General features: G+C 71.1%; 14 protein-coding genes. 4 read left to right on the top strand and 10 right to left on the bottom strand.

From position 1 onward, the window contains the following. Positions 1 to 13: 13 nt before the first annotated feature. The 3 genes from ACZ3YO_RS36255 to ACZ3YO_RS36245 form a co-directional block, all read right to left on the bottom strand. Positions 14 to 1,228 carry a polyamine ABC transporter substrate-binding protein gene (locus ACZ3YO_RS36255; RefSeq protein WP_465578042.1) on the bottom strand — a complete coding sequence of 405 codons (1,215 nt, stop codon included), beginning with the start codon at positions 1,226 to 1,228 and terminating at the stop codon, positions 14 to 16. A 67-nt stretch (positions 1,229 to 1,295) separates the two neighbouring features. Next, positions 1,296 to 2,654, bottom strand: coding sequence for an aminotransferase class III-fold pyridoxal phosphate-dependent enzyme (locus ACZ3YO_RS36250; protein WP_465578040.1), 1,359 nt, complete (start codon positions 2,652 to 2,654; stop codon positions 1,296 to 1,298). Positions 2,655 to 2,872: 218 nt separating this feature from the next. Continuing rightward, entirely contained in the window at positions 2,873 to 4,366 is a 1,494-nt protein-coding gene (locus ACZ3YO_RS36245) for a gamma-aminobutyraldehyde dehydrogenase (protein WP_396325960.1), read from the bottom strand. Between the two features lie 251 nt (positions 4,367 to 4,617). Here ACZ3YO_RS36245 and ACZ3YO_RS36240 point away from each other — a divergent pair, with 251 nt between their 5' ends. From ACZ3YO_RS36240 to ACZ3YO_RS36225, 4 genes are all read left to right on the top strand, one after another. After that, positions 4,618 to 5,091 carry an Lrp/AsnC family transcriptional regulator gene (locus tag ACZ3YO_RS36240; protein ID WP_030243538.1) on the top strand — a complete coding sequence of 158 codons (474 nt, stop codon included), beginning with the start codon at positions 4,618 to 4,620 and terminating at the stop codon, positions 5,089 to 5,091. Next, positions 5,088 to 6,482 carry an aspartate aminotransferase family protein gene (locus tag ACZ3YO_RS36235; protein WP_465552074.1) on the top strand — a complete coding sequence of 465 codons (1,395 nt, stop codon included), beginning with the start codon at positions 5,088 to 5,090 and terminating at the stop codon, positions 6,480 to 6,482. The genes ACZ3YO_RS36240 and ACZ3YO_RS36235 overlap by 4 nt, the downstream gene beginning before the upstream one ends. A gap of 350 nt (positions 6,483 to 6,832) precedes the next feature. Then, positions 6,833 to 7,618 (top strand): ABC transporter ATP-binding protein, encoded by a 786-nt coding sequence (locus ACZ3YO_RS36230; protein ID WP_465578037.1) that lies wholly within the window; start codon positions 6,833 to 6,835, stop codon positions 7,616 to 7,618. 27 nt (positions 7,619 to 7,645) lie between these two features. After that, complete coding sequence (locus tag ACZ3YO_RS36225; RefSeq protein ID WP_465578035.1) at positions 7,646 to 8,797, top strand: hypothetical protein; 1,152 nt, start codon at positions 7,646 to 7,648, stop codon at positions 8,795 to 8,797. Positions 8,798 to 8,971: 174 nt separating this feature from the next. Here ACZ3YO_RS36225 and rlmN read toward each other — a convergent pair whose 3' ends face one another. The 7 genes from rlmN to rpsB form a co-directional block, all read right to left on the bottom strand. Continuing rightward, the gene (gene rlmN / locus ACZ3YO_RS36220) at positions 8,972 to 10,072 is read right to left on the bottom strand and encodes a dual-specificity RNA methyltransferase RlmN (protein ID WP_396325956.1); all 1,101 of its coding nucleotides are present in this window, start codon (positions 10,070 to 10,072) and stop codon (positions 8,972 to 8,974) included. A 123-nt stretch (positions 10,073 to 10,195) separates the two neighbouring features. Then, positions 10,196 to 10,474: a hypothetical protein gene (locus tag ACZ3YO_RS36215; protein ID WP_465578032.1), complete on the bottom strand. Its 279-nt coding sequence runs from the start codon at positions 10,472 to 10,474 to the stop codon at positions 10,196 to 10,198. A 581-nt stretch (positions 10,475 to 11,055) separates the two neighbouring features. Beyond that, positions 11,056 to 12,195 carry a phosphatidate cytidylyltransferase gene (locus tag ACZ3YO_RS36210; RefSeq protein ID WP_465578068.1) on the bottom strand — a complete coding sequence of 380 codons (1,140 nt, stop codon included), beginning with the start codon at positions 12,193 to 12,195 and terminating at the stop codon, positions 11,056 to 11,058. Positions 12,196 to 12,485: 290 nt separating this feature from the next. Beyond that, positions 12,486 to 13,043 (bottom strand): ribosome recycling factor, encoded by a 558-nt coding sequence (gene frr / locus ACZ3YO_RS36205; RefSeq protein ID WP_148642762.1) that lies wholly within the window; start codon positions 13,041 to 13,043, stop codon positions 12,486 to 12,488. A gap of 119 nt (positions 13,044 to 13,162) precedes the next feature. Beyond that, a complete protein-coding gene (gene pyrH / locus ACZ3YO_RS36200) occupies positions 13,163 to 13,927 on the bottom strand; it encodes a UMP kinase (RefSeq protein ID WP_465552086.1) in 765 nt (254 codons plus the stop codon). Positions 13,928 to 14,190: 263 nt separating this feature from the next. Further along, entirely contained in the window at positions 14,191 to 15,030 is an 840-nt protein-coding gene (gene tsf, locus ACZ3YO_RS36195) for a translation elongation factor Ts (protein WP_396325954.1), read from the bottom strand. Between the two features lie 129 nt (positions 15,031 to 15,159). Then, the gene (rpsB, locus tag ACZ3YO_RS36190) at positions 15,160 to 16,062 is read right to left on the bottom strand and encodes a 30S ribosomal protein S2 (RefSeq protein ID WP_465552088.1); all 903 of its coding nucleotides are present in this window, start codon (positions 16,060 to 16,062) and stop codon (positions 15,160 to 15,162) included. Positions 16,063 to 16,463: the final 401 nt, after the last annotated feature.

The raw sequence follows: 16,463 nt of genomic DNA, 5'->3' as shown, positions 1-16,463 counted from the left end.
GCGTCGGCGAGGCTCAGACCCCGGTGATGCGCCCCCAGACCTTGTGCAGACCGGGCCGCTCGGCCGAGGTGACGTCGCGCATGGTGTGCAGCCGGGCCCGCATCTCCTCGGTCGGGAAGACCAGCGGGTGCTCCGCCAGCTCGGCCTTCTCCTTGTCCCCGCTGGCCGCCAGCACCTCGCGGGCGGCCGGCACCGGGCAGATGTACTGCACGGCGGCGGCCAGTTCGGCGGCCACCTCGGGCCGGTAGTAGTGGTCGATCAGCAGCTCGGCGTTCCGCTTGTGCCCGGCGCGGTTGGGGATCAGCAGGCTCTCCGCCCAGAGTTCGCCGCCCTCCTCCGGCACCACGAACGCGATGTCCGGGTTCTCCGCGGTGAGTTGGACGGCGTCGCCGGAGTACGCCTGGCAGGCCAGCGCGGCGCCGGAGGCCAGGTCGCTGGTGTAGTCGTTGCCGGTGAAGCGGCGGATGTGCCGGGCGTCGACCATCTTCTGCACCGCGTCCATCGCCCGGTGCGCGTCGTCCTCGGTGAAGGCCGCGAGGTCGGCGCCGTGCGCGAGCATCAGCAGCCCGAGCGCCTCGTCCAACCCGGCGAACAGGGTGACCCGGCCCTTGAGGTCGGGCGCCCAGAGGTCCGCGGTGGACTTGATCTCCCGGCCGAGCTCCTTGCGGTTGTAGGCGATGCCGGTGATCCCGGACTGCCACGGCACGCTGCGCCGGCGCCCGGGGTCGAACGCCGGGCTGGCCAGCTGCGGGTCCAACTGAGCGGTGACGTTGGGCAGGTTGGCCCGGTCCATGGTCTGCACCCAGCCGAGCGAGACGTACCGCCCGGCCATCCAGTCGCTGACCACCATCAGGTCGCGGCCGGGGTCGGTGCCCTGGGTGAGCACCGGGCCGATCTTGCCGAAGAACTCGTCGTTGTCGTTGATGTCCTCGGTGTAGGTGACCTTGATCCCGGTCCGCTCGGTGAACGCGTCGAGGGTGGGGCGCCCGCCCTCGTCGTCGGTGTCGATGTACTGCGTCCAGTTGGAGAAGGCCAGCCGCTGCTCGCGCTCCGAGCGGTCGGGGGCGGAGCGGCGGTCCTCGGCGACGTACGCGGACGGGATGCCGCAGCCGGTCAGCGTGCCGAGGCCGAGCAGCCCGGCGGTGCCGAGCACGCTGCGGCGGGTCGGCCGGCGGCGGCCGGCCGGGCGGCGGCCGGCCGGGCGGCGGGTGAGGGTGGTGCTGGACATGGTGGGGCCTCCGGGGCATGGGACGGCCCCGGGCGCACGGGCAACCCGGGGCCGTCCTGTCGGTAGGTCAGACAGTGTGTGCGTCGGTGAGCGACAGCACCTCGTCGAGCACCGCGAGGCCGGCCTTGGCCTCCTCCTCGGTGACGGTGCACGGCGGGACGACGTGGAACCGGTTCATGTTGACGAACGGCCAGAGCCCGCGCTGCTTGCAGGCCGCGGCCAGCTCGGCCATCGGCGCGTTGGCCGCGCCGGCGGCGTTGTACGGCACCAGCGGCTCGCGGGTGGTGCGGTCCCTGACCAGGTCCAGCGCCCAGAACACGCCGAGGCCGCGCACCTCGCCGATCGAGGGGTGACGCTCGGCCAGCTCGCGCAGGCCGGGGCCGAGCACGTTCTCGCCGATGTGCTTCGCGTTCTCGACGATGCCCTCCTCCGCCATCACGTTGATGGTCGCGACGGCCGAGGCGCAGGCCAGCGGGTGGCCGGAGTAGGTGAGCCCGCCGGGGAACGGCCGCTCGGCGAAGGTCGCGGCGATCTCGGCGTTGATGGCCACGCCGCCCAGCGGGACGTAGCCCGAGTTGACGCCCTTGGCGAAGGTCATGAGGTCCGGCGTGACGCCCCAGTGATCGGCGGCGAACCAGGCGCCGGTGCGGCCGAACCCGGCCATCACCTCGTCCAGGATGAAGACGATCCCGTACCGGTCGCAGATCTCCCGCACCCCGGCCAGGTAACCCTGCGGCGGGATCAGGATCCCGGCGGTGCCGACCACCGTCTCCAGGATGATCGCCGCGACGGTGCCCGGGCCCTCGAAGGCGATCATCTCCTCCAGGTGCCGCAGCGCGCGCTCGCACTCCTGCGCCTCGTTCTCGGCGTGGAACGGGGAGCGGTAGGCGTACGGGCCCCAGAAGTGGACCACACCGGAGACGCCTGTCTCGTTGGCCCAGCGGCGCGGGTCACCGGTGAGGGCGATCGCGTTGGCGGTGGCGCCGTGGTACGAGCGGTAGGTCGACATGATCTTCTGCCGGCCGGTGTGCAGCCGGGCCATCCGGATGGCGTTCTCGACCGCCTCGGCGCCACCGTTGGTGAAGAAGATCTTGTCCAGGTCACCGGGGGTGCGCTCGGCGATCAGCCGCGCCGCCTCGCTGCGGGCCTCGACGGCGAAGCCGGGCGCGATGGTGCAGAGCTTCGCGGCCTGCTCCTGGATCGCCGCGACCACCTTCGGGTGCTGGTGCCCGATGTTGGTGTTCACCAGCTGCGAGGAGAAGTCCAGGTAGCGGTTGCCCTCGTAGTCCCAGAAGTAGGAGCCCTCGGCGCCGGCCACCGCGAGGGGGTCGATCAGTGCCTGGGCGGACCACGAGTGGAAGACGTGCGCGCGGTCGGCGGCCTTGACGGCCTGGCCGGCAGCTGAGTCAGCGGTGGGGATGCTCATGCGGCAAGGCTAGGGAGTCACGACCGTGAAATGCAGGTTCATCTTGTCAGGCGGTCACGCGAACGGCCGACAGGGTGACAAGACACAGGGCCCGGGTCGCAGAGACCCGGGCCCATTGTCAGATCACGCGATCACTCAGAACGCGGCTCGGCGCGCGGCTCGGCGCGCGGCTCGGCGCGCGGCTCGGCGCGCGGCTCGGACCGCCGTGCGGATCCCGTTCAGATCGCCGTCATGACGTGCTTCACGCGGGTGTAGTCCTCGAAGCCGTAGGAGGAGAGGTCCTTGCCGTAGCCGGACTTCTTGAAGCCACCGTGCGGCATCTCGGCGACCAGCGGGATGTGGGTGTTGATCCAGACGCAGCCGAAGTCCAGCCGGCGCGACATCCGCATCGCCCGGGCGTGGTCCTTGGTCCACACCGAGGAGGCCAGCGCGTACTCCACGCCGTTGGCGTAGTCGACGGCCTGGTCCTCATCGGAGAACTTCTGCACGGTGATGACCGGGCCGAAGACCTCGTTCTGGATGATCTCGTCGTCCTGGTTCAGGCCGGAGACGACGGTCGGGGCGTAGAAGTAGCCCTTGTCGCCGACCCGGTGGCCGCCGGCCTCGACCTTGGCGTGTGCGGGCAGGCGCTCGATGAAGCCGGTGACCTGCTGCAGCTGGTTGGCGTTGTTCAGCGGGCCGTAGAGCACGTCCTCGTCGTCCACGCCACCGGTCTTGGTCTCGGCCGCGGCCTTGGCCAGCGCCTCGACGAAGGCGTCGTGGATCGACTCGTGCACCAGCACGCGGGTGGCGGCGGTGCAGTCCTGGCCCGCGTTGAAGAAGCCGGCCACCGAGATGCCCTCGACCGCCTCGGCGATGTCGGCGTCCTGGAAGACCACGACCGGGGCCTTGCCGCCCAGCTCCAGGTGGACGCGCTTGACGTCCTTGGAGGCGGACTCGGCGACCGAGATGCCGGCGCGCACCGAGCCGGTGATGGAGGCCATCGCCGGGGTGGGGTGCTCGACCATGGCCTTGCCGGTCTCGCGGTCGCCGCAGATCACGTTGAAGACGCCGGCCGGCAGGTCCAGCTCCTTGAGCACACCGCCGATGATCTCGGCGAGCAGCACGGTGGAGGCCGGGGTGGTGTCGGAGGGCTTCAGCACGACGGTGTTGCCGGCGGCGATGGCCGGGGCGAACTTCCAGACGGCCATCATCATCGGGTAGTTCCACGGCGCGACCTGGGCGCAGACGCCGACCGGCTCGCGGCGGATGATCGAGGTCATCCCGTCCATGTACTCACCGGCGGCCTTGCCCTCCAGCAGACGCGCGGCGCCGGCGAAGAAGCGGATCTGGTCCACCATCGGGCCGATCTCCTCGGAGAGGGTCAGCGCGCGGGGCTTGCCGGTGTTGCGCACCTCGACGTCGACGATCTCGTCGGCACGCGCCTCGACCGCGTCCGCGATCTTGAGGAGCAGCTTCTGCCGGGTGCTCGGGGTGGCGTCGCGCCAGACCGGGAAGGCCGCGGCGGCGGAGGCCATGGCGGCGTCGACGTCGGAGGCGCTCGAGAGCGGGGACGTCGCGTAGACCTCGCCGGTGGTGGGGTCCACGATGTCGAGCGTGCGGCCGTCCGCCGCATCGACGAACTCACCGTTGATGTAGTTGCGCAGCGTGCGAAGGTCGCTCACGGGTCTCTCCTCGGTCTGGGCCTGCGGCGTTGCAGATTCCGGCGCCATGGTACGTCGGCGGGTCCGCCGGACGAAGGGTGCCGAGTGGCCGGGCCGGAAGCGGCACGGTCCACTGGTTGGGGGTACGCCCGCTGCGCTGCGAAGCCGCGCGCGTACCGGGCCAGGGTAGCCGCACGGCTGCGGTTATCGACAGGCCAACTCGGATATCACGATGAAATCCGCATGGGATTTCCAAGATCACGACGAAATCAGCAGCTACCGCGCTTGCGAACACAGGAACGATCAGGCACAGTTGCGGCGTGGCCAACCGCGACCGGAACGCCAGCGTTCCCCTCGACGCCGCCTCCAAGGCGATCATCGAGCAGCTCCAGGAGGACGGGCGCCGCCCGTACGCCGCCATCGGCAAGGCCGTCGGCCTGTCCGAGGCAGCCGTACGGCAGCGCGTCCAGAAGCTGCTCGACCAGGGCGTGATGCAGATCGTCGCCGTCACGGACCCGCTCACCGTCGGCTTCACCCGCCAGGCGATGGTCGGAATCCGGGTGGAGGGCGACATCGAGCCCGTCGCCGACGCGCTGGCCGCCCTCGACGAGGTCGACTACGTCGTCTGCACCGCAGGCTCGTTCGATCTCCTGGCCGAACTGGTCTGCGAGGACGACGAGCACCTGCTCGAACTGATCAACAAGCGCATCCGCGCGCTTCCCGGCGTGCGGAGCACCGAGAGCTTCGTTTACCTGAAGCTCCGGAAACAGACCTACACCTGGGGCACCCGATGACAGCCGACCCGGCGCAGAAGGACCTTTCCAAGACCGCCTACGACCACCTGTGGATGCACTTCACCCGCATGTCGTCGTACGAGAACTCCCCCGTGCCGACGATCGTCAAGGGCGAAGGCACCTACGTCTGGGACGACAAGGGACGCAAGTACCTCGACGGCCTCGCCGGCCTGTTCGTCGTCCAGGCCGGCCACGGCCGCGAGGAGCTGGCCGAGGCCGCTGCCAAGCAGGCCAAGGAGCTCGCCTTCTTCCCGGTGTGGAGCTACGCCCACCCGAAGGCCGTCGAGCTGGCCGAGCGCCTGGCCAACTACGCCCCGGGCGACCTGAACAAGGTCTTCTTCTCCACCGGTGGTGGCGAGGCCGTGGAGACCGCCTGGAAGCTCGCCAAGCAGTACTTCAAGCTGACCGGCAAGCCGACCAAGTACAAGGTCATCTCGCGCGCCGTCGCCTACCACGGCACCCCCCAGGGCGCCCTGTCGATCACCGGCCTGCCGGGCCTGAAGGCCCCGTTCGAGCCGCTGGTGCCGGGCACCCACAAGGCCCCGAACACCAACATCTACCGCGCCCCGGCCTTCCTCGAGGGCCCCGACGGCACGGTCGACCCCGAGGCCTACGGCCGCTGGTGCGCCGACGAGATCGAGGTGGCCATCCTCAACGAGGGCGCCGAGACCGTCGCCGCCGTCTTCGTCGAGCCGGTGCAGAACGCCGGTGGCTGCTTCCCGCCGCCGCCCGGGTACTTCCAGCGCCTGCGCGAGATCTGCGACCGCCACGACGTGCTGCTGGTCTCGGACGAGGTCATCTGCGCCTTCGGCCGCCTGGGCACCATGTTCGGCGCCGACAAGTTCGGCTACCAGCCCGACATGATCACCTGCGCCAAGGGCATGACCTCGGGCTACTCCCCGATCGGCGCCACGATCATCTCGGACCGCCTCGCCGAGCCGTTCTACAAGGGTGACAACACCTTCCTGCACGGCTACACCTTCGGTGGCCACCCGGTCTCCTCCGCGGTGGCGCTGGCCAACCTCGACATCTTCGAGCGCGAGGGCCTGAACCAGCGCGTGCTGGACAACGAGGCGAACTTCCTCGGCACCCTGAACAAGCTGCGCGACCTGCCGATCGTCGGCGACGTCCGCGGCAACGGGTACTTCTACGGCATCGAGCTCGTGAAGGACAAGGTCACCAAGGAGTCGTTCAACGACGACGAGGTCGAGCGCGTGCTCTACGGCTTCCTGTCGAAGGCGCTCTTCGACAACGGCCTGTACTGCCGCGCCGACGACCGTGGCGACCCGGTCATCCAGCTGGCGCCGCCGCTGATCTCCGACCAGTCGACCTTCGACGAGATCGAGCAGATCCTGCGGGTCAGCCTCACCGACGCGTGGGCGAAGATCTGACGACCTGATCTTTCTTCCTCACCCTCCGCCGAAGGGCGGCCCCGCCTCCCGCGGGGCCGCCCTTCGGTGTTTCCTGCACGTCGGTCACCCAGTTCCATCGTGCGGCCGTCCGCAGCCGGCGGGCTGCCGTCCATCTCCAGCGTGCGGCCGTCCCACCTCCAGCGGGCAGCCGTCCATTTCCGGCGGGCTCCCGCACGTTTTCCGCCGGGATCCCGCATCGAAGACGAGCCAAACACGCCTGATTACGGGTGATTTGCCCCTGATGGGCCAGTGCGCCGCAACCGCGCCACGGCCCGATCGTTCTAATCTGACGACTGTCATATCCCTGCGGCCACCCAGGATGGAACCTCATGTCAGCGGCCCCGCCTGACAACGACGTGCTGTGGGCCCGGGGGATCGTCAAGTCCCATCACGGCACCCCCGCCCTGCGCGGTATCTCGCTCGGCGTCCGGGAGGGCGAGGTACTGGCCGTCACCGGCCCGCGCGGCTCCGGAAAGAGCACGCTGCTCGGCTGCCTCTCCGCCCTCCTCCCGGTCGACGAGGGCGAGGTCTGGTTCAACAGCGCCCCCGTCCACACCCTCGGCCGGGCCGGCCGCGAACGGCTGCGCCGCGACCGCTTCGGCTTCGTCGGCTCCGAACCGCACCTGGTGCCCGAGCTGACCGCCCGGGAGAACGTCGCCCTGCCGCTGCTGCTGGCCGGCGCCGGCAACAAGGCCGCGTACACCGCCGCCGACGAGTGGCTGGAACGCCTCGACGTCGGCGACATCGCCCGGCTCCGGCCCGACCGGCTGATCCAGAGCCAGCGCCAGCGGATCGCCGTCGCCCGGGCGCTCGCCCCGCTGCCGCCGGTGGTCTTCGCCGACGACCCGACCGCCCCGCTCCACCGCGAGGCCGCCGACCAGGTCCTGCGGATACTGACCAGCGCGGCCCGCTCGCACCAGCTCACCCTCGTCCTGGCCACCCACGACCCCGAGCTCGTCCGGTTCGCGGACCGCGCCGTCGCCCTCGTCGACGGACGGCTGGCCGCCCCCGCCGCACCCGTCCCGCGCACCACCGCCGGATTCACCGGGACGGCCGGGACCACCGCCGCGCCGGGAGCCGCCGGGGAGTCCGCCGTATCGGCCACGCGCCGCTGACGCCGCCCCGCCGCTGAAAGAGTCGACGTGTTCTATCTCCGTCTGGCCCGGGGCTACCGGGTGACCGACCTCGGCCGCTGGCTGCTCACCGCAGTGGCCGGCGCGGTCGTCGCCGCCTTCCTGCTGCGGGCCCTCGGCCGGGCGATGAGCGACCCGCCGGGCGGCGGCGACACCCTCGCCCGCCTGCTCTGGTGCCTGCCCCCGCTGGCCGCGGTCGCCTGGTTCGCCGCCGTGGCCGCCCGCGCGGTGCCCGCCCAGCGGCCCGAGCGGATCACCGGCCTCACCGCCGCCGGGGCCGGTTCGGCCCGGATCCGGGCCCTGATCGCCGGCGAGGTCGCACTCGCCTGCACCCTCGGCTCCGTGCTGACCCTGCTGCTCTTCCTGGTCCTGCGCAACGACATCGCCGGGCCCTCGCTCGCCGCCGACCTCGGCATGGGGGTGAAGCTGCCGGCCGCCGCGCCGGTCACCCTGCTCGCCCTGGTACCGCTCACCGCCGGGATCGCCGCCGCGGGCGCGGTGCCGCTCGCCGAGACCCTGCCCGGCCGTCCGCGGCCGGTCCGGACCGGCTTCGGCCCGGCGCGGATCGCACTGCCGGTCGGCCTGGCCGTGATCGGCCTCGCACTGGAGCTGATCGCCCTGCGGCCCGGCGCCGCCGTCGACGGCCGCCCGATCCACCTGCCGGCCGGTCTCGGCACCACCAGCACCGCCGCCCTCGGCGGCTGGGCCGCGAGCGCCCTCGGCCTCGCCCTGCTGACCGGTCCGCTGCTCTCCTGGGCCGGCCGGCTGCTCTCGCTCGGCCGGCCGACCCCGCTGCGGCTGCTGGCCGGGCGGGGCCTGACCGCGCAGGCCCGCCGGCTCGGGCCCCCGCTGGCCGTGCTCGCCCTGGCGCTCGCGCTGGTGCTCACCACCATCCGCTACTGGATCGGCACGCCCGACAGCGCCGACGCCCTGCCGGCGATCGAGGCCGGCCTGGTGCTCGGCTGCACGGCGGCCGCCGTGGCGGCCCGGCTGGCCGAGCTGCGCACCGCCCGCCAGGACGTCGCCGACGCCCTGCTGCGGCTCGGTGCCTCACCCCGGCTGCTGGCCGGGGCGGTGGCGCTGCGGACGCTCGCGGCCGGCACCGTCCTGCTGGTCACCGGCGGGCTCACCGCCGTCCTGGCGGCCGCCGGGCTGCGCTGAGCTGCCGCCCCCCGGGGGCTTTGCCGGTCGGCTGCTGCCGCCCCCCCGGGGCTTTGCCGGTCGGTGCTGCTGGCTCCCGTGGCTCCGCAGCCGGCGAGCCGCGTCTCCCGGGGCGCCGCGGCCGGCGCAGGCGTCTCCCGTGGCTCGCGGCCGGCCGCCGCCTCCCGGGCCTCGTCAGCCCGCCGCGGCGAGCTGGCCGCAGGCGCCGTCGATCTCCTGGCCGCGGGTGTCCCGGACGGTCGTCGGCACACCGTGGGACTGGAGCCGGCGGACGAACTCACGCTCGTCCTCGGGCCGGGAGGCCGTCCACTTGGAGCCCGGAGTCGGGTTCAGCGGGATCAGGTTGACGTGTACCCGGTGGTTCTTGATCAGCCGCCCGAGCAGGTCCGCCCGCCACGCCTGGTCGTTGATGTCCTTGATCAGCGCGTACTCGATGGAGATCCGGCGGCCCGACTTCTCCGCGTAGTTCCACGCCGCGTCGAGCACCTCGGCCACCTTCCACCGGGTGTTCACCGGCACCAGCTCGTCACGCAGCTCGTCGTCCGGGGCGTGCAGCGACAGCGCGAGCCGGCAGGACAGGCCCTCGTCGGCGAGCCGGTTCATGGCCGGAACGAGGCCGACGGTGGAGACGGTGATGCCGCGCTGGGAGAGGCCGAAGCCGTCCGGCGCCGGGTCGGTGAGGCGGCGGATCGAGGCCAGCACCCGGTTGTAGTTGGCCAGCGGCTCGCCCATGCCCATGAAGACCACGTTGGACAGGCGCGCCTCGCCGCCCGGGATCTCGCCGGCCTTGAGCGCGCGCATCCCGGCGGCGATCTGCTCGACGATCTCCGCAGTGGAGAGGTTGCGGGTCAGCCCGGCCTGGCCGGTCGCGCAGAAGGGGCAGTTCATGCCGCAGCCGGCCTGCGAGCTGATGCACATCGTGACCCGGTCCGGGTAACGCATCAGCACCGACTCGACCAGCGTGCCGTCGAACAGCTTCCAGAGCGTCTTGCGGGTGGTGTCGTCGTCGCACGAGACGTGGCGGACGACCGACATCAGCTCGGGCAGCAGGCTCTCGGTGAGCTTCTCCCGGCTGGCGGCGGGGATGTCCGTCCAGGCCGCCGGGTCGTTCGACATCCGGCCGAAGTAGTGGTTGGAGAGCTGCTTCGCGCGGAACGGCTGCTCGCCCAGCTCGGCGACGGCCTCCTTGCGCTCGGCGGGGCTCAGGTCGGCGAGGTGTCGCGGGGGCTTGGCGCCACGCGGCGCGACAAAGGTCAGTTCTCCGGGCTTAGGCATGGTTCATCCAGTGTCGCAGACCGCCGGAGCGGACCCGTCTCCCCCTTGGGGAGCAACCGTCGCCCCTGGGCGTCGTCTGTCGTCGTCGGGTGTCCTCAGACGGCCCGCGGACGGCCCCGTTACTCACCCAGACTCGCTGCTTGCCGATGAGTCTTCGTCGCCCCCCATAGCGGCAATAAGGCGGTTCCTAGCTCGCTCCAGGCGACCGGCGTAGTCCGGCATGAAGATCTCAGGCAGCGCCTTCTCAAGAGGCCCGGAGATCGAATACACGGCGGACCACACCGCCTTGTCCGGCACGATTGCGTCCAGTTGGTCGGACTTGATCATCACTTCAAACAGCCAGTCAGACAGCACGAACGCCTGATCGCGGGTGAGGCTGATGGTCACCGGTTCCTCGTTCACCTCGGCACCGTACCGCGCGGAGGCGGAGTGATCTCGGCCAATACGGCGGCGAGCGGCCGAAGCCACGCTGGAGCACCTGCGCGCCTTGACGTGGCGGTGGGGCCAGGAGCTGCCCTGAACGGTGCACGGTGCCACCGGCTGCCGGGTGATCCGCCGCTGCGGGCAATCTCTGTCCGCGCGGCCCTGCCGGAGCGCTATCAGGCCATGGCCGGCTTGGAAGCCGGTGTGGGCTCCGGCACGGCGAGAGCATCGGCCTCGCCGACCCGGCCCTGACGCTCCGGGTCCATGCCCACCTCATGCAGAACAGCCAGGACCGCGCCCGGAGGGCCGTGGACCGGCTGTTCCTGCCGGGCGAACCGACCACCTGACGGCCCGGGGACGGCCCAGCGCATGAGCGAGGGCCCCTACCGGCGGCGAATCCGCTGCTAGGAGGCCCTTCGTTGCGTCACCCGTCAGTGTTCTCCGGGCTTGCGCCTGGTTCATCCAATGTCGCGGACGCCGCGGGGTGCGCAGACGGCACAGGGCCCCGGACGCCTGGCGTCCGGGGCCCCGCTCGTACCGGTCCGACCGGTTGCGGTCGGTCAGCTGCCGACGAAGGCCGCCAGCAGCAGCCAGACCACCGGGGCGGTGGGCAGGAGCGAGTCCAGCCGGTCCATGATTCCGCCGTGACCGGGCAGCAGCGTGCCCATGTCCTTGATGCCGAGGTCCCGCTTGATCATCGACTCGCCCAGGTCGCCCAGGGTCGCCACGACCGCCGCACAGCCGCCCAGGATCAGGCCCTGCCACCAGCTTCCGTCGTCGATGATCAGCTGCATCAGCAGCGCACCCGCCAGCATCGACAGGCCGATGCCGCCGGCCAGGCCCTCGCGGGTCTTGCCCGGGCTGATCGTCGGGGCCAGCTTGGTCCTGCCGAACTTGTAGCCCACCGCGTAGGCGCCGGTGTCGCTGCAGACGGTGACGATCAGGAACAGCACGATCCGCTGCGGGCCGTCGTCGGCCGCCAGCATCAGCGCCACGAAGGTGGCCAGGAACGGCACGTAGAAGGCGGTGAAGATGCCGGCCGTTATGTCGCGCAGGTAGTTCTCCGGCGGCGCGGCCATCCGCCAGACCATCACCGCCAGCCCGGTCAGGGCCAGCGATGCCGCCGCCCACTGCACCCCGGACCAGTAGCCGGTGGCGATCATCGCGATGCCGCCCGCGACCAGCGGGATCAGGGGCGCCTTGATCTGCTTGCGCTCGGACAGCCGGCTGGTCAGCTCCCAGACGCCGACGGACACCGCCGCCATCACCACGACCAGGAACAGCGCCTTGACGACGAACAACGAGGCGATGATCACCGCGCCGAGGCCGACCCCCACGCCTATCGCGGCCTGGAGGTTGCGACCACCGCGCTGCTTGCGCGGCTGCGGCTGCGGGTCGGGCTGGGCCACGGGTGTCTCCTGCCCTGGGGGGAACGACGGCACAGGGTGGGGCTGCCCGGCCGCCGGGTGGCTCTGCGGCTGCGCGGGGTACGCCGGGGCCCCCGGGTGCGGCGGCTGACCGCCGTGGCCGGGGGTGGGGGCGACGTCGTCGGTGATCGCGCGCAGCACGACCGTCTCCGCCGCACCCGGCACCGCCGTCCGGGGCTGCTCGTCCCGGAACAGCGGGCCGCTCAGCCGCCCGGCCTCCCGGGCCGGCCCCTCGGCGGGGTCGGGCCCTGGGTCGGCCGGTACGGGAGGCATGACCTGAGTCTCCTCCGCGTCGCCGCCCCAGTACACCGGAGGCTGCTGCGAGTGACCCGTTCGGTGGCCGGGGTCACCCGCTGCGGCGCCCGGGCCGGCCGGCTGCTGCGGCTGCCGGTGTTGCAGCTGCTGCGCGGGCCGGTGCTGCCCGGGCTGCTGGTACTGCGGGGGCTGCTCCGGCCCGGCCGGCTGCGGAGCCGGCGCGGGCCGGTACGGAGGGTGCGGCTGGTACTGCGGGTACTGCTGGTCGGATGGGCCCCAGTAGCCAGGGGCGTCAGGGGCGTCGTTCATCAGACTTCGAGCAGCTCGGCTTCCTTGTGCTTCAGCAGCTCGTCGACGCCGGCCACGTACTTGGCCGTCGTGTCGTCGAGCTCCTTCTCCGCGCGGCGGCCCTCGTCCTCGCCGATCTCGCCGTCCTTGACCAGCTTGTCGATGGCGTCCTTGGCCTTGCGGCGCACGGAGCGGATCGAGACCTTGGCGTCCTCGCCCTTGCCGCGGGCGACCTTGATGTACTCGCGGCGGCGCTCCTCGGTGAGCTCGGGGAGCACCACCCGGATGATGGAGCCGTCGTTGCTCGGGTTGACGCCCAGGTCGGAGTCGCGGATCGCCTGCTCGATGGCCTTCAGCGCGGTCTTGTCGAACGGCGCGACGACCGCCATCCGCGGCTCCGGCACGGAGAAGGACGCCAGCTGGTTGATCGGCGTCACGGCGCCGTAGTACTCGGCCACGATCTTGGCGAACATCGCCGGGTGGGCACGGCCGGTGCGGATGGCGGCGAAGTCGTTCTTGGCGACCTCGACGGCCTTCTCCATCTTCTCCTCGGCCTCGAGGAGGGTCTCTTCGATCACTGTGTACTCCCTGTCCGGTTCATCTGCTGGTGTCCCGACCGGTGTCGGCGTCGAAGCCGGTCGCGGTGTGGAGGGAACCGGTCGCGGTGCCGGCGCCCTCCCGTACGGCTGACTGCTGCTCAGGCCCGGACAGAATCCTGGCTGATGAGTGTGCCGATCTTCTCACTCTTCACCGCACGCGCGATATTGCCCTCCGCCAGCAGCTCGAAGACGAGCATCGGGAGGTTGTTGTCCTTGCACAGCGTGATCGCGGTGAGGTCGGCGACCTTGAGGTCGCGGGCGATGACCTCGGAGTACTCCAGCGCGTCGAACTTGACCGCGTCCGGGTTGGTCCGGGGGTCGGAGTCGTAGACGCCGTCCACGCCGTTCTTGCCCATCAGCAGGACGTCGGCGTGGATCTCCAGGGCTCGCTGGACGGCCGTGGTGTCGGTGGAGAAGTAGGGCATGCCCATCCCCGCGCCGAAGATCACGACACGGCCCTTCTCCAGGTGTCGGACGGCGCGCAGCGGCAGGTACGGCTCGGCGACCTGGCCCATGGTGATGGCCGTCTGGACCCGGGTCTCGATGCCTTCCTTGACCAGGAAGTCCTGCAGCGCGAGGCAGTTCATCACGGTGCCGAGCATGCCCATGTAGTCGGAACGGGCCCGGTCCATGCCGCGGACCTGCAGCTCGGCGCCGCGGAAGAAGTTGCCACCGCCGATGACCACTGCCACCTCGGTACCGGCGCGGACGACGGTGGCGATCTCACGGGCGATCGCATGCACGACGTCCGGGTCGACGCCGAGCCCGCCGCCACCGGCGAAGGCCTCACCGGACAGCTTCAGCAGCACCCGGCGGCGCGAGCCGCCCTGGGGGTCCTGCGCGGTCTCCTGCGTCTCCTGCATGGACTTCTCCTTCTACACCTACTGGTTCACAGACGCTGGGGTGCGGATCCCAGGCCTGCGCGTACACGCGAGGAGGCCACTGCCGCGGGAACCGGTTCGGTGTCCTGCACGGCAATGGCCTCCTCGTCGTTCATGGTGCCGACGCGGCCCGCCCGTAGACGGATGACGCTGGGGTGAGCCCGTTCGGCGCGTCCCTCCCGCCCTGGTCAGCGGGCGGGGGCGGTTCCCAGCCTAAGCGTGCCGGGAGTCCGGTGGAACGTGGCTCAGGCGCCGACGCGGAAACGGGCGAAGCGCTTGAGGGCGACGCCGTTCTCCTCGAGGACCTTGGCGACGGTCTTCTTGTTGTCCTTCGCGAAGGCCTGCTCCAGGACGGAGTTCTCCTTCACGAAGCCGGTGACGCGACCCTCGACGATCTTCGAGAGGGCGGCCTCCGGCTTGCCCTCCTCGCGAGCGGTGGCCTCGGCGACGCGGCGCTCGTTCTCGATGTCCTCGGCCGGGATGTCCTCGCGGGAGAGGTACTTCGGCGCGAAGGCGGCGATGTGCTGCGCAACGTCCTTGGCGACGTCGGCGTTCTCCTTGTCCAGCTCGACCAGGACGCCGACGGCCGGCGGCAGGTCGGGGCTGGTCTTGTGGAGGTAGACCGCGACGAAGCCGTCACCGTCGAACTGGGCGAAGCGACGGAAGACGATCTTCTCGCCCAGGGTCGCGTTGGCCTCGTCCACGAACTGCTGGACGGTCTTGCCGGCCTCGATCTCGGAAGCCAGGGCGGCGTCCAGGTCGGCCGGGGCGCTGCTGGCGACGTGGGCGGCGATCGCGTCGGCGACCTTGACGAAGTTGTCACCCTTGGCGACGAAGTCGGTCTCGCAGTTCAGCTCGACCAGAACGCCGGACTTCTTGTCCTCGGCGATCAGCGCGGCAACGGCGCCGTTGGAGGCGTCGCGGCCCTCGCGCTTGGCAACGCCCTTCTGGCCCTTGATGCGCAGGAGCTCGACGGCCTTCTGGACGTCGCCCTCGGCCTCGTCAAGGGCCTTCTTGCAGTCCATCATGCCGGCGCCGGTGAGCTCACGGAGCTTCTTGACGTCCGCGGCGGTGAAGTTCGCCATGGTGTGAATCTCTTCTCGCGTCTCGCGTGTCTGCGTGGGGTTGCGCCGGGACCGCTGGTTCGGTCCAGGCACGGGAGAGAGGGGCACCGACCGGTGTCGTACCGGTGGGTGCCCCTCACCCTTGGTACGTCAGGCCTGCTCGGCCGGAGCCTCGGCAGCGGGGGCCTCGGCGGCCGGAGCCTCGGCAGCGGGGGCCTCGGCAGCGGGGGCCTCGGCAGCGGGGGCCTCGGCGGCGGCGGGGGCCTCCTCGGCCTTCTTCTCGCCCTCGAGGATGTCCTTCTCCCAGTCGGCCAGCGGCTGGTCGGCGCCCGGCTCGGCCTTGACGTCGCCCTTGGCGACACCGGCGCGGGACTTGAGGCCCTCGGCGACGGCGTCGGCGATCACACGGGTCAGCAGGGTGACGGAGCGGATCGCGTCGTCGTTGCCCGGGATCTTGTAGTCGACCTCGTCGGGGTCACAGTTGGTGTCGAGGATGGCGACGACCGGAATGTTGAGCTTCCGGGCCTCACCGACCGCGATGTGCTCCTTCTTGGTGTCCACGATCCAGACAGCGCTGGGAACGCGCTGCATGTCACGGATACCGCCGAGGGTCTTCTCCAGCTTGTCGTGCTCGCGCTGGAGGACCAGGAGCTCCTTCTTGGTCAGGCCGGAGCCGGCCACGTCCGAGAAGTCCAGCTCGCCGAGCTCCTTGAGGCGCTGCAGACGCTTGTAGACGGTCGAGAAGTTGGTCAGCATGCCGCCGAGCCAGCGCTGGTTCACGTAGGGCATGCCCACGCGGGTGGCCTGCTCGGCGATGGCCTCCTGGGCCTGCTTCTTCGTGCCGACGAAGAGGACGCTGCCGCCGTGGGCAACGGTCTCCTTGATGAACTCGAAGGCGCGGTCGATGTAGTTCAGCGACTGCAGGAGGTCGATGATGTAGATGCCGTTGCGCTCGGTGATGATGAAGCGCTTCATCTTCGGGTTCCAGCGACGGGTCTGGTGACCGAAGTGGACGCCGCTCTCCAGCAGCTCCCGCATCGTGACGACGGCCATAGCCGTACTCCTAAGGTGTTGCGCCCGGCTCCCGCGCAGCCGATGTCGTGGTGCGCACGGTGGCGCTCCCCGCTCGCGTCTGCGTACGGCCGGGTCAGGCTCGGTTTTGTCCGTGGCAGCCAGGTGACAGCCACGCCTGACGCCCCGAACGTGCCGAGCCGCTTCGGCCCGAGCGGTCCGGAGACCGGTACGGGCTCGGCGGACCGAGCGGCACTCGCACCTGGCGGGGGTGGCGGCTGAGCCGCATCCGTCCACCGGTGGCGGGGCGTGCGAAGTCGACCCGGCGGACCGGGTCGCGTGTGAAGTGTACGGGAAGCGCCGAGCGACGGGCGACTCCAGCGGGGTGGAGGGGTGAGCGGAGGGCGCGCGGGTGGGGCGGAGTGGGTGCGTGGGTGGAGTGG

Source organism: Kitasatospora sp. NPDC022785 (assembly GCF_055561295.1).
Note: the sequence above shows the minus strand (reverse complement) of the source record. Positions and strands in the feature narration are given on the sequence as shown.

Bases quoted from the DNA above. Each gene is read 5' to 3' on its own strand.
- ACZ3YO_RS36255 (WP_465578042.1), bottom strand. From the start codon at position 1,228: ATGTCCAGCACCACCCTCACCCGCCGCCCGGCCGGCCGCCGCCCGGCC.
- ACZ3YO_RS36250 (WP_465578040.1), bottom strand. From the start codon at position 2,654: ATGAGCATCCCCACCGCTGACTCAGCTGCCGGCCAGGCCGTCAAGGCC.
- ACZ3YO_RS36245 (WP_396325960.1), bottom strand. From the start codon at position 4,366: ATGGCGCCGGAATCTGCAACGCCGCAGGCCCAGACCGAGGAGAGACCC.
- ACZ3YO_RS36235 (WP_465552074.1), top strand. From the start codon at position 5,088: ATGACAGCCGACCCGGCGCAGAAGGACCTTTCCAAGACCGCCTACGAC.
- ACZ3YO_RS36230 (WP_465578037.1), top strand. From the start codon at position 6,833: ATGTCAGCGGCCCCGCCTGACAACGACGTGCTGTGGGCCCGGGGGATC.
- rlmN (WP_396325956.1), bottom strand. From the start codon at position 10,072: ATGCCTAAGCCCGGAGAACTGACCTTTGTCGCGCCGCGTGGCGCCAAG.
- ACZ3YO_RS36210 (WP_465578068.1), bottom strand. From the start codon at position 12,195: ATGCCTCCCGTACCGGCCGACCCAGGGCCCGACCCCGCCGAGGGGCCG.
- pyrH (WP_465552086.1), bottom strand. From the start codon at position 13,927: ATGCAGGAGACGCAGGAGACCGCGCAGGACCCCCAGGGCGGCTCGCGC.
- tsf (WP_396325954.1), bottom strand. From the start codon at position 15,030: ATGGCGAACTTCACCGCCGCGGACGTCAAGAAGCTCCGTGAGCTCACC.
- rpsB (WP_465552088.1), bottom strand. From the start codon at position 16,062: ATGGCCGTCGTCACGATGCGGGAGCTGCTGGAGAGCGGCGTCCACTTC.